Source organism: Providencia sp. PROV201 (genome assembly GCF_028479545.1).
Classification (GTDB): Bacteria; Pseudomonadota; Gammaproteobacteria; order Enterobacterales; family Enterobacteriaceae; genus Providencia; species Providencia huaxiensis.
Map to the genome: position 1 here is coordinate 40,578 of NZ_JAMPNW010000022.1, position 12,875 is coordinate 53,452.

A 12,875-nucleotide genomic window follows, 5' to 3' on the forward strand; every position below is an offset into this window, starting at 1 on the left:
AGGCATAACCACCAGATAATCAGCATTCGGAAGGAGTTTACTTATGGCTTACAAACATATTCTTGTTGCGGTAGATTTATCACCTGAAAGTAAAGTATTACTGGATAAGGCTGTCTCTATGGCAAAACCTTACGGGGCCAAAGTATCTATGATCCATGTTGATGTTAACTATTCAGACCTCTATACCGGTCTTATTGATGTCAATCTTGGAGACATGCAGCAACGTATTACTGATGAAACACGTAATGCTCTGAAGGATTTGTCTGCGGGTGCAGGTTATGAAATTCAAGAAACACTCAGTGGCAGTGGTGACTTAGGCCAAGTACTGGTCGATGCCATTAAAAAATACAATATGGATTTAGTCGTCTGTGGACACCACCAAGATTTCTGGAGCAAGCTCATGTCTTCTGCTCGCCAGTTAATCAATACCGTTCATGTGGATATGTTGATTGTGCCACTAAATGATGATGAAGAATAATCCATATCACTATATTTGAAATATTATTCACTAAAAACGCTTGCTTATGCAGGCGTTTTTTTTGTTTCAAAATATGTATCTTGAGGGAGTTATTGGCAGGTCAAGCAATTTATTTTGCTATTGAGTGAAAAAAAACCTTGAATTTAGAATACAAACTAATGATATATTCAATAGGCAAACGCAAATCAACCTCACATTTCCTAAAAATAATGAAAAGAAAGAGTGAGGCACATCACAACAACTACAATGTTAAAAAGGAAGACATAGATGACACAATCACTATCTTCGTTCTTGGAGTCTGTCCAAAAAAGAGACCCTTCTCAACCTGAATTTCTACAAGCGGTGCGTGAAGTATTCACTTCCCTTTGGCCGTTCTTAGAGCAAAATGCTAAGTATCGTGACCAAGCATTACTTGAACGTTTTGTTGAACCTGAGCGTGTAATTCAATTCCGTGTGTGTTGGGTAGACGACCAAGGTAAAGTTCAAGTCAACCGCGCATGGCGTGTACAATTTAGCTCTGCAATCGGTCCATTCAAAGGTGGTATGCGTTTTCATCCGTCTGTGAATTTATCCATTCTGAAATTCTTAGGCTTCGAACAAACACTGAAAAATGCCCTGACCACATTACCAATGGGTGGTGGTAAAGGTGGCTCTGACTTTGATCCTAAAGGTAAAAGTCATGGTGAAGTGATGCGTTTCTGCCAAGCATTGATGACTGAGCTTTATCGCCATATTGGTTCTAATACTGACGTCCCAGCAGGGGATATTGGTGTGGGTGGCCGTGAAGTGGGCTTTATGACGGGTATGATGAAAAAACTGTCTAATGACACTTCTTGTGTATTTACTGGTAAAGGATTGTCCTTTGGTGGCAGTTTAATTCGCCCTGAAGCAACTGGTTACGGTTTGGTTTATTTCACCAATGCGATGTTAAAACGCCATGGCCTAGGTTTTGAAGGAATGCGTGTCGCAGTTTCTGGTTCAGGTAACGTTGCACAGTACACCATTGAAAAATGTATGGAACTAGGTGCGAAAGTGGTTACTGCATCTGATTCAAGCGGTACTGTCGTTGATGAAGATGGTTTTACAACAGAAAAACTCGCACGTTTGGAAGAGATCAAAAACAACTATGGTCGCATTGAAGAGTATGCAAAAGAGTTTGGCTTGACTTACTTAGCAGGCCAGCAACCATGGAATGTGCCTGTCGATATCGCTCTGCCATGTGCAACACAAAATGAGCTGGATGTGGATGCAGCAAAAGTGTTAATCAAAAATGGTGTTAAAGCGGTGGCTGAAGGGGCTAATATGCCAACAACTATTCCTGCAACGGAGCTGTTCCTTGAAGCGGGAGTGCTGTTTGCACCAGGTAAAGCGGCTAACGCAGGTGGTGTTGCGACCTCTGGTCTAGAAATGGCACAGAATGCGGCTCGCCTAGGTTGGAAAGCAGAGAAAGTTGACGCTCGTCTGCACCACATCATGTTGGATATCCACCAGCACTGTGTGGAATTCGGTGGCGAAGAGAAACAAACAAACTATGTTCAAGGTGCTAACATCGCAGGCTTTGTAAAAGTCGCTGATGCAATGCTTGGGCAGGGTGTGTTGTAATTCTCTGACCTCAAAACGTACGCGAAAGGGCGGCTGTATCATACTGATAATTTCACCTGTACATACGCCCTTCGCCGTTACGTTTATTCGCTACTTTTAATACATGGATAGATATCAAACCGATGGTTTTTAGTGGTAACCGCTGATGGCGCTTTTTGTCCCGCAAGGGGCTCTGCGTAATCAGGGCGCTTAACAACCACTCTACGTTTAGCCAAAGCAATCGCAGGGGCTAACAATGAATCTGCATCATCATCTGCTCCCACTAATGACTGAAATACTCGCATTTCTTTCTTCACTAAAGCACTTTTTTGCCGATGAGGGTACATCGGGTCAAGATAGATAACATCAGGCGCGTGGGTTATCTCGCTCAGTGCTGTAATACTGGATGCATGAATCAATGACATTCGCTCTTGTAACCATGGGCCAATTTCTGCATCTTGGTAGCCTCGTTGTAAACCATCATCCAATAGGGCAGCAACCACAGGGTGGCGCTCCAACATACGGACATGGCAACCGAGAGCGGCTAGAACAAAGGCATCACGCCCTAGGCCAGCAGTGGCATCAATCACATCGGGAAGGTAATCTTTTTTGATCCCGACAGCTTTGGCAACAGCTTCACCGCGGCCTCCACCAAATTTACGACGATGGGCCATCGCCCCAGAGACGAAGTCGACAAAGATCCCCCCTAACTTAGGCTCATCTAGCTTACGTAGTTGTAAGTTTTCAGGCGTAAGTACAACAGCCATAACGGCATCAGGGGTGTGAGAAAGCTGCCATTTTTCAGAAAGTTGAGAAAGAGTGCCGGGATCGGCACCCTCTTCACAGATCAATTGGATCTCAATACGATTAGCCATGAATACCATAGCTCTTCAACATGGCATCTAATTCTGGTTTGCGACCACGGAAACGCTCAAACAGTGCCATTGGCTCTTCTGAACCACCACGACTTAAGATATTGTCGAGGAAAGACTGGCCTGTTTGGCGGTTAAAGATGCCTTCTTCACTGAAACGTGAGTATGCATCTGCCGCAAGCACATCTGCCCATAAGTAGCTGTAATAGCCAGCGGCATAGCCACCTGCGAAAATATGGCTAAAAGCATGTGGGAAGCGAGACCATGTTGGTGAAGGGACCACAGCGACTTTATCTTTAATTGCATATAACGTTGGCATGACTTGCGCGCCTTTCGCTGGGTCATATTCAGCATGCAAGGTGAAATCAAACAGGCCAAACTCCAACTGGCGCAGAACAAACATGGCTGATTGGTAGTTTTTTGCTGCTAACATGCTATTGAGCATTTCTGTTGGTAATGGTTCGCCTGTCTCATAATGGCCAGAAATAAATTCGAGGGCTTCAGGCTCCCAGCACCAGTTTTCCATAAACTGACTTGGCAATTCGACGGCATCCCATGGTACACCGTTAATCCCAGCAACATCAGCAACATCAATTTGCGTTAACATATGGTGTAAGCCGTGACCAAATTCGTGGAATAAGGTCGTGACTTCATTATGGGTAAACAGTGCGGGTTTATCACCGAGTGGCTTGTTGAAGTTACAAGTTAAGTAAGCAACAGGATTTTGTAATGAACCGTCTTTATGCACCATGCGGCCAACACAGTCATCCATCCAAGCACCGCCGCGTTTGTGTTCGCGGGCGTAGAGGTCTAGGTAGAAGCTACCACGCAGAGTGTTGGTTTCGTCATAGAGCTCGAAGAAACGCACATCTTTATGCCATGTTTCCACATCATGACGCTCTTTGGCGGTTAAATCATAGATACGATGAACAACTTCGAATAACCCATTTAGGACACGTTGTTCAGGGAAATATGGACGCAATTGTTCATCATTTAATGAGAATTTATGCTGTTTTTGTTTTTCGCTGTAATAGGCTAAATCCCATGATTCAAGCGTATCGACACCATAATGCTCTTTAGCAAAAGCCGTCAGTTCAGCCAGCTCATTTTCCCCTTGCTGATGAGCTCGGTCAGCTAAATCATTGAGGAAATTCAGCACTTGTTCTGGTGATTCGGCCATTTTGGTGGCAAGGGATTTCTCTGCGTAGTTTTTAAAACCTAATAATTGCGCCAGTTCGTGGCGTAACGCCATCAGTTCATCAATTAATTCGCTGTTATCCCATTTACCGGCATTTGGGCCTTGGTCAGACGCACGGGTGCTATATGCATGGCTCATCTCACGACGCAATTCTGCGTTATCAGCATAGGTCATAACAGGTAAGTAGCTTGGCATATCGAGGGTGAGTAAGTAGCCTTCTTCGCCTTTTGATTCAGCCATGGCTTTTGCTGCGGCAATTGCACTTTCTGGCATGCCTGCTAATTCTTTTTCGTCTTTAATGAGCTTACTCCAACCCATAGTCGCATCAAGGACGTTATTGCTAAACTTAGACGCTATTTCCGACAAACGTGCAACAATTTCACCATAACGTTGCTGTTTTTCAGCAGGTAAGCCAATTCCAGATAATTCAAAATCACGTAAAGTATTTTCGATGGATTTACGTTGGGCTTGGTTAAGGGAATTAAATTCAGCCCCTTCTTTTAATGATTTATATGCTTGATATAAAGGCTCATGTTGCCCCATCCAAGTACTGAACTCGGACAGTAATGGCAAACATTTTTCATACTCTTCGCGCAGTTCTGGGCTATTTTTCACGGAGTGTAAATGGCTGACTGGCGACCAAACACGAGAAAGCTTATCACTGGCTTCTTCTAAAGGTTGGCACAGGTTGTCCCAAGTATATTGATCCGCTGCGCTCAGCAGGTTTTCTACTGTTTGGCGATATTCATTGAGTACGTGTTGGACTGCGGGGAAAATATCCGCGGGCTCTATAGTAGAAAAACGGGGTAGTGCGGAATCGGCTAATAATGAATTTGTCATAAAACATCCTGTGATTGCAGGCTTGTGCTCGTAGGCCAAGGCTTACTGTGTTGACAATAAAAGTTAAATGGCGAACTTAAACCCAAATATGGTCAATGTTATGGGTGATAGAACTAGCACGCCATTGCGAATATAAGAAAGTATATGGGGGCAAATGTACAAACCTCAATATCAATCTAACGTTTTTTCTTATTAACGCTTATCAATAAATGGGGTTTTTATTGGCTTTTATCAATAAAGGCAATAGTTGTAGTTTCAATGCTTTGGAAAATAATGAATTCAGTCTATAATCGTTTTCCAACCTATAGAGGAAGATCGTCGTCTCCGGTGAGGCGGCTGGATTTCAAATCCAGTTGGGGCTGCCAGCAGTCCCGGGCAGGTTCGACTCCTGTGATCTTCCGCCACTCAAGTTCAATACACCTCCACTGAAGTCAATTAAATCCTTTAAATTCAACATATAAAGGCAAATCATAGTCAACTCAGTTCAACTGGGGTTACCCCACATCAACCCCCTATTGGGGGTGTTAATCGGGGGTGCATTTAGGTATGGTATATCTTGCACCCCCAAATTCTCATTTTCTTTGTAACAGATAGGGCTTACGGAGGTTTTGTTATGGCTCTGAGTGATATAAAAATTAAAACGGCAAAGCCGCTAGATAAGCCCTACAAACTTTCTGATTCAGGTGGGTTATATCTGATCGTTAATCGCAATGGTTCTAAATATTGGAGAATGAAGTACCGCTTTGCAGGCAAAGAAAAGATGCTTTCTATAGGTGTTTACCCGCAAGTGACATTAGCGGAAGCAAGAAACCAGCGTGATGATGCGAAAAAATTGTTGGCTCAAAATAAAGCTCCAAGTGAGCAAAAGCAATTAGCGCGATTAGAAAAGCACTTAGCTTCTGAAAGTACCTTTGAAGCAGTCGCTCGTGAATGGCATACCGTCTAAAGCGGATCGCTGGTCACTACGTTATCGTGATGAAATTATTGATACCTTTGAAAAGGATATATTTCCTTATATCGGTAAGCGTCCGATAGCAGAAATTAAGCCTCTAGAGCTACTTGAAACGTTGCGTAAGATAGAAAAGCGCGGAGCCTTAGAGAAGATGCGGAAAGTCCGTCAACGCTGCGGTGAGGTCTTTCGCTATGCAATTATTACCGGTCGAGCGGAATATAACCCAGCCCCTGATCTAGCTTCTGCTCTAACTCCACCGAAGAAACAACACTTTCCATTTTTAACCGCTGAAGAGTTGCCTTATTTTTTGAAGGATCTAGCTGGTTATACCGGCAGTATAATCACCAAAACTGCCACTAAAATTATTTTATTAACGGCTGTTAGAACGCAAGAACTTCGCTTTGCCCGTTGGCAGGATATTGATTTAGAAAAAGGAATTTGGGAGATACCTGCTGAAGTGATGAAAATGAAGCGACCACATGTTGTGCTATTATCAAAGCAGGTGATCGAGCTGTTTAATTCACTCAAGCCACTGTCAGGGCATTATGAGCTTGTCTTTATAGGCCGTAATGACCATAGAAAACCGATCAGTAAGGAAAGCATAAATCAGGTTATTGAATTGTTAGGGTATAAAGGAAGGCTAACAGGACATGGCTTCCGCCACACAATGAGCACAATTTTGCATGAGAAAGGATTTAATTCTGCTTGGGTTGAGACACAACTTGCACATATTGATAAGAATGCGATCCGTGGTACGTATAATCATGCTCAGTATATTGATGGACGCAGGGAAATGATGCAGTGGTATGCGGATTATATTGATGAGTTGGAGGGGAGTTTGGATAATGTGGTTAGTGTGAATTTTTAGTGATAGATAGCTTTATTTATATAAAGAAGGCTACTTATGTAATGGTATTATTGATAAAAATTATTGCTTAATCTCGCTGAGATTTTTTATAGAAATATTCATATATGCTGTGAGTTGGATAGATAAACGATCTTTTTTTACTTCCAAATTCAATTTTTCTTGATAATCTTTTGTTTAATACACTAAGTCAAAGCGTTCGAGGAATTGTAATGGATAGCGAAATAGAGATGGATAACCCACTTGCAGTAGCTCAGCGAGAGTCTGCTGGAGCTGAATCCTATGACCGTTTTGAATATCAATATCACTGGGCTCTATGTCAGGCTTTTTCAGCGTACAGAAATGCTAAAGATTTTGCTGTATTTATGGAATACCATGAAGAGTCATTATTGCTGATTCATTAGACAAAGAAAAAGTTAAGTTTACTTTTAATCGAGTCAAAGCTAATTCTTCAGTTCGTTATACGACGAAAAGCCTTACTAAACGGGATAAAGGGAAAAAAAATGAAAAACCATCTCTTTTAGGAAAACTATGTTCTTCAGCCCATAAAAAAAGCTATTTAAAAAAAGTTACTGAGATAAATTTTGTAAGTACAATAGGTTTTAATTTTTCTCCAAAAGATGGATTAAAATTGAAGGCCATGGGGCTGTCTGATCTGAAATCAGGTGATTTTGATTCGATAACAAATGCTTTAAAGAAAGAAGTTGATGACTTCGATTCTTTTCCAAAAGAAATACTTAGGCTTGTTTGTTCTGACATACCACTTCAAAGTTATTATGAGCACACAATAACAAGTATAACTGATAGTGTTGAGGTCGTATTTCCTAAACATTTATTGAAACCAAAGGATATTTATAGAGTTTTAATGGATGCACTTAGAATCCGAGGTAAAGATACTTTTGATTATGCTAAGTGGGATGAAATACTTGTCAAAAAGGCATTAACATATGATGACATACATGATGTTGTTACAAAAGGTATATCAGGAGAAAACTCAGGAGTTGCTCTTGAAGCAGCCAAATATATTATTGATGACTTAACTGTAACTGCTTTAGAAAAGGGGAAATTATTAAAAGAAGTTAACACATACTCTTTGCGTGTTTTATCTCCTTCATTAGCTATACAGGACATTCAGAAAAGCATTCAGAAAATTATTATAAATAATCGAAGTGATTTAAATAAAAAAATAACTTATGAGCTTCTTGAAAAGATTAAAACTGAATTGCTAAAGAAAAAAATCTCTTTCTTTGAGTCAGATAGGGCATTGATTGCAGCGATTATATACGAAATTATATTGAGTGAAATCTAATGGAAAAAAACTATAAACTGTTGATTAGGAACTTAAGGATAAAATTACATGAGAAAGTTAATTTTAGAGAAAATAATAATAATATCTCATTCAACAAAGTCCGCGAGGCAATTCGAGTTCGGAAAGAATCTGACTCTAATAACTGCTAATGATGGTAATAGCGTTGGTAAATCGACGTTAGCTAAAATGATTTTTTGGTCATTTGGTTGTGAACCATTGTTTTCTAATGTTTGGAAGGCGTTGGATTGCTCATCGATTATAAATTTCAGTATAGATGGTGAGTCATATTCTATTCATCGCTATAAAAATGAAATGACCTTTCAAAAAATGGTGGTATATTAAAAAATTATAGTAAAATTACTGGTGAGTTTTCGGATTTATTCTCAAAATTGGTTTTTTTCGATGTTTTGTTACCAAAAAAAATAGTTTTAATTTAGAAGTTCCCCCGCCTGCATATTATTTTTTACCTTTTTATATTGACCAGAAGAGGACATGGGTTAAACCATGGGATTCATTTTTGAATTTACAGCAATATAGTAAATGGGCTAAGCCTGTAATATCTTTCCATGCTGGCCTTGTTTCGAAGGAACACTTTGTTATTGAGGAAGATATTTATGAAGTTAAATCTCAAGTAGATGAAGTTAAAAGTAATATCAATGAGCTAACTAATGCTGTTGCTATTTTAAAAAACAATGTAATTCAGCAGGAGTATATTATTGATTCTGAAAGTTTAGCTAGTGATATATTAGAATATGAAGAGTTAATTAAAAATAATTTAGACGAGTCTGCTAATTTAAAAATTGATATTATTAGTCTTGATTCTCAAGTGAAACTTGCAGAGTCCATAGTTAATGAGTTGGATAAAGATTACATTTTTTCTGTGGAAAATATGAGTGAAGGAAGTATTGAATGTCCTACATGTGGAACAATTCACGAGAACTCTATAGCACATAGAAGTAGCATTCTTATTGATAAAGAAAGTGCCGAAAGACAATTATTTTCATTGAAGAATGAAAGAGTTAACGCTCAAAGAGATTTAACTCACTTGAATGAGATGCTTTCAAAGCTTAAAGAAAAATTATTAAATTCACAGTTAGCGTTTGAATCAAGTAATTCAAAGGAGTTTTCAACGTTTACTGCTAATAATGTTGATAAACAAGTTGATATTATTATTGAAAAGAAATCGGTCGTTCTTGAAACAAAAGAAATAGAAGAGAGGAATTTAAAGAAAACTCAAAAGGCTTTGATTACAAAGGAGCAAAGAGACACTGTAAAAGAAAATTTCTCGAATACATTCTTTAAGTATATAGCAAAGTTAAAGGTTAACATTGATGCTTCACTTATAACTAGCCCACTTGACTATAATAAAATATATGAGGTTGGTGGTGCAGCAGAGGATGCAAGGGCTGTTTTAGGATATTATTTGGCTTTGTATGAGCATATTGCAGAACATTGTTGTGAGGCCATACCACCTCTTGTTATTGATACCCCTAACCAACAAGAGCAATCTACAGAAAATTATAAGAAAATAGTTGAGGCAATATCTGGGAGAAATGATGTAGGCATCATTGGAAATAGGACAATAAGAGAACAAGTAATAAGAGTAAACGCAGCCATGCCACTTTTTCTTGCTTTGAGCAAACGAGTTAGTCCATTAATATACTTATTTGTTGAATACTCAAAGAAACGGTTAAACCAACCAAAAAATCTATTTTTGTGTTCATGTCCTTCTACCACCGGTTTTAATATTGTAGCGCAGAGCGCGGGGGTAAAAATTAGCGCAACAATAACTGAAAGAGCCATTGCTGAAACAATAGTGATAGAAAATTGTCGATAAATTACACCAGTTGATCCGCCAAAGAATGCCATTGGAACAAATACTGCAGATAAAACTACTCCTATACCAATTAGCGCCCCAGTAATCTGGTCCATTGATTTACGGGTTGCCTCAATTGGAGATAGTTTTTCATCAACCATTAAGCGCTCAACATTTTCAACAACGACGATTGCATCATCAACTAATAAGCCAATGGCAAGTACTAGGCCAAACATAGTCAAAATATTAATAGTAAAACCAAATGCTGCCATTACGCCTAGTGTACCCAAAAGCACCACAGGTACTGCTAAAGTAGGAATAAGTGTTGCTCGCCAATTTTGTAAAAATAAGAACATGACGAGAAAAACTAACACAATCGCTTCAAATAAAGTATCTACTACGCCTTCTATAGAAGTGCTTATTACTGTGGATGTGTCGTAAGGATAAACAACTTTTACACCATTAGGGAAAGTTGCCTCCAAATCTTTTAAAGTATCTTTAACTGCATTAATAGTTTCTAGGGCATTAGCACCACTTGCTAATCTTAATGCTATACCTGCAGAAGGTTGATTCTCACCATAGTTAGCTTGTATATAAAAATTTTCAGAACCTAATTCAACTTTAGCCACATCTTTTAAACGAACTTGTGAACCATCTGTATTCATTTTGAGTAAAATATTCTCAAACTGCTCTGGTGTTTCAAATCGTGTTTTTCCGATAATAGTTGCATTTAATTGAACATTTTTAGTTGTTGGTAGTTCCCCTAATTGTCCTGATGAAACTTGTACGTTCTGTGATCTTATTGCGTCGCTAACATCTAAGGGAGTCAGGTTATAGCTAACTAATTTCACAGGGTCTAACCAAATACGCATCGCATTTTGGGCTCCAAGAACCATGAAGTCGCCAACGCCTTTTGTTCTTGATAGAGGGTCTTGTAAGTTAGAAACTATATAGTCGCCAAGGTCAAAGCTACTCATTTTTCCATCGGTAGAAATTAACCCCATAACTAACATAAAATTGATTTGGAACTTAGCGACCCGGATGCCTTGTTGTTGCACCTCGTCAGGCACTAATGGTGTTGCAAGCGATAATTTATTTTGTACTTGTACTTGAGCAATGTCTGGGTCTGTTCCTTGGTCAAAAGTGACTGTAATTGAGAAACTTCCATCAGCATTACCATTTGAACTAATATATCTGAGGTTATCAAGGCCATTTAGCTGTTGTTCAATAACTTGTACAACCGTATCTTGAACCGTTTGTGCAGAGGCTCCTGGGTATGTACCGCTAATTTGAATTGCTGGTGCGGCAATATTGGGATACTGGTTAATAGGAAGCACTTTAATTGATAAAGCACCAGCTATCATAATAATAATTGCAATAACCCAAGCAAATATAGGTCGATCAATAAAAAATTTTGACATTGAGATTTTCCTTAATCATCTTCTTTTTGATGTGTTGCAGGCAATATAATGGAAGATGTTATATTGTCTTTTTCATCTTTTTGACTTGAGTTTTTCGTCGGAAAATCATTAATAGTATTATTTGAAGTGATATGAACAATAGAACCTGGCTGGACTTTCTGTAAACCTTCAATAATAACCTTATCACCAGAGGACAATCCCTCAGAAACTAACCAATTATTTCCGATCGTCCTATCAACGGTGATATATCGTAATTCTACTGTATTTTTGTTATTAACGACCAATGCTGTCGCTTTCCCATCAAGATCCCAGGTGATACCTTTTTGCGGGACTAATATCGCATTTTCGAGGCTTCCTTCTTGAAGTTGGGCATGTACAAACATGCCTGGAAGTAACGTTCCGTTTGGATTGGGAAAAACAGCTCTTAAAGTTACAGCGCCAGTACCTTCATCTACAGTTATTTCAGAAAATTGCAACTTTCCTTGGTGATTGTATTGTTTACCGTTTTCTAGCGTTAATTCAACAGCGACTTGGCTATTACCAATATTTTTTAATTTTCCGCTTTCTAGTTCATCTTTTAAACGAAGTAATGACGTTGATGACTGTACAATATCTACATAAATAGGGTCTAATTGCTGAATAGTTGCTAGTGGCAATACTTGATTAGCCGTTAACAATGCGCCTTGAGTAAAAGATGAACGACCTATACGGCCTGATATTGGCGCCGTTATTTGAGTATAACCTAAATCAATTTTTGCACTTTCTACAGAGGCTTTTGCCTGCAAATATTTTGAACGAGCGTCATCTCTATCTTGCTGACTAACAGCATTACTTATCACTAAGCTGTCATACCTTTTAGAGAGTAATCTTAGAGCTTCTAAGTTTGCTTGCGCTTTTGCTAATGTTGTTTTGTAGGGGGCGGGATCTATCTGATAAAGTGGTTGCCCTACTTGAATTTTAGAGCCTTCTTCAAAGTATCTTTTTTGAAGAATTCCTCCGACTTGCGGTCTGATTTCGGCAATTAAAAAAGGGGATGTTCTACCTGGTAATTCAGTTGAGAGTACTAATGTTTTTGGTACCAGCTCAATCGTAGATACCTCTATTATTTGGCTTTTTTTTTCAATATCTTCCACGTTTTTTTCACAAGATGTAAGTACGAAAGATGTTAATATAGCTAACATTATGTTCTTACTGGGAAGTTTTAGTTTCTTGTTCATATAAAGTCAACCTATCTATAATGTAAAATGAATACTCTAGTAAAAAACATAATCTATTGATATAAAAGAGTATTGTGCATTATTTCATACCTACCCACGTATAGGTTGGTCAACCAACCTATAAGTGGTCGGAATTGAAAGACCACAAAAGGAAAACAGATCCTGATTAAAAAAAAACTGGTTAACCAACCTATTTAATGGAGATATATAGCTATATCTATACCAAATTTTTTAATCACGCATTCTAGGTTGAGTAACCAATCTAGGTCAAGTAGAATTAGTTTATACTTTTGATGAAAAGAGCTACATTAACTTATTGATATAAT

At 38.8% G+C, this 12,875-nt stretch carries 8 protein-coding genes, 1 tRNA gene and 1 pseudogene; 6 read left to right on the plus strand and 4 right to left on the minus strand.

Translation table 11 applies throughout. The annotated features are described in order from the left end of the window. Positions 1-43: 43 nt before the first annotated feature. Together uspA and gdhA are read left to right on the plus strand one after the other, a co-directional pair. Positions 44-478, plus strand: coding sequence for a universal stress protein UspA (gene uspA, locus PR809_RS16265; protein WP_004263149.1), 435 nt, complete (start codon positions 44-46; stop codon positions 476-478). 267 nt (positions 479-745) lie between these two features. Next, the gene (gene gdhA / locus PR809_RS16270; protein ID WP_004263145.1) at positions 746-2,080 is read left to right on the plus strand and encodes an NADP-specific glutamate dehydrogenase; all 1,335 of its coding nucleotides are present in this window, start codon (positions 746-748) and stop codon (positions 2,078-2,080) included. Positions 2,081-2,163: 83 nt separating this feature from the next. Here gdhA and rsmJ read toward each other — a convergent pair whose 3' ends face one another. Continuing rightward, positions 2,164-2,934, minus strand: coding sequence for a 16S rRNA (guanine(1516)-N(2))-methyltransferase RsmJ (gene rsmJ / locus PR809_RS16275; RefSeq protein WP_102140154.1), 771 nt, complete (start codon positions 2,932-2,934; stop codon positions 2,164-2,166). Then, entirely contained in the window at positions 2,927-4,969 is a 2,043-nt protein-coding gene (gene prlC, locus PR809_RS16280) for an oligopeptidase A (protein ID WP_206276165.1), read from the minus strand. Before prlC ends, rsmJ begins: the two co-directional genes overlap by 8 nt. A gap of 309 nt (positions 4,970-5,278) precedes the next feature. Here prlC and PR809_RS16285 point away from each other — a divergent pair. The 4 genes and pseudogenes from PR809_RS16285 (at position 5,279) to PR809_RS16300 (ending at position 8,095) form a co-directional block, all read left to right on the plus strand. Next, positions 5,279-5,373, plus strand: a tRNA-Sec gene (locus PR809_RS16285). A gap of 209 nt (positions 5,374-5,582) precedes the next feature. After that, a pseudogene (locus tag PR809_RS16290) lies at positions 5,583-6,789 on the plus strand (tyrosine-type recombinase/integrase). 209 nt (positions 6,790-6,998) lie between these two features. Continuing rightward, the gene (locus tag PR809_RS16295; RefSeq protein ID WP_272524571.1) at positions 6,999-7,190 is read left to right on the plus strand and encodes a dsDNA nuclease domain-containing protein; all 192 of its coding nucleotides are present in this window, start codon (positions 6,999-7,001) and stop codon (positions 7,188-7,190) included. Then, the gene (locus tag PR809_RS16300; RefSeq protein ID WP_272524572.1) at positions 7,175-8,095 is read left to right on the plus strand and encodes a dsDNA nuclease domain-containing protein; all 921 of its coding nucleotides are present in this window, start codon (positions 7,175-7,177) and stop codon (positions 8,093-8,095) included. Before PR809_RS16295 ends, PR809_RS16300 begins: the two co-directional genes overlap by 16 nt. A gap of 1,518 nt (positions 8,096-9,613) precedes the next feature. On the opposite strand, the gene PR809_RS16305 is transcribed toward PR809_RS16300, so the two are convergent. Both PR809_RS16305 and PR809_RS16310 read right to left on the minus strand, forming a co-directional pair. Then, positions 9,614-11,332: an efflux RND transporter permease subunit gene (locus PR809_RS16305; protein ID WP_442959986.1), complete on the minus strand. Its 1,719-nt coding sequence runs from the start codon at positions 11,330-11,332 to the stop codon at positions 9,614-9,616. A gap of 11 nt (positions 11,333-11,343) precedes the next feature. Continuing rightward, positions 11,344-12,549, minus strand: coding sequence for an efflux RND transporter periplasmic adaptor subunit (locus PR809_RS16310; protein WP_148241606.1), 1,206 nt, complete (start codon positions 12,547-12,549; stop codon positions 11,344-11,346). Positions 12,550-12,875: the final 326 nt, after the last annotated feature.

Bases quoted from the DNA above. Each gene is read 5' to 3' on its own strand.
- uspA (WP_004263149.1), top strand. From the start codon at position 44: ATGGCTTACAAACATATTCTTGTTGCGGTAGATTTATCACCTGAAAGT.
- gdhA (WP_004263145.1), top strand. From the start codon at position 746: ATGACACAATCACTATCTTCGTTCTTGGAGTCTGTCCAAAAAAGAGAC.
- rsmJ (WP_102140154.1), bottom strand. From the start codon at position 2,934: ATGGCTAATCGTATTGAGATCCAATTGATCTGTGAAGAGGGTGCCGAT.
- prlC (WP_206276165.1), bottom strand. From the start codon at position 4,969: ATGACAAATTCATTATTAGCCGATTCCGCACTACCCCGTTTTTCTACT.
- PR809_RS16295 (WP_272524571.1), top strand. From the start codon at position 6,999: ATGGATAGCGAAATAGAGATGGATAACCCACTTGCAGTAGCTCAGCGA.
- PR809_RS16305 (WP_442959986.1), bottom strand. From the start codon at position 11,332: ATGTCAAAATTTTTTATTGATCGACCTATATTTGCTTGGGTTATTGCA.
- PR809_RS16310 (WP_148241606.1), bottom strand. From the start codon at position 12,549: ATGAACAAGAAACTAAAACTTCCCAGTAAGAACATAATGTTAGCTATA.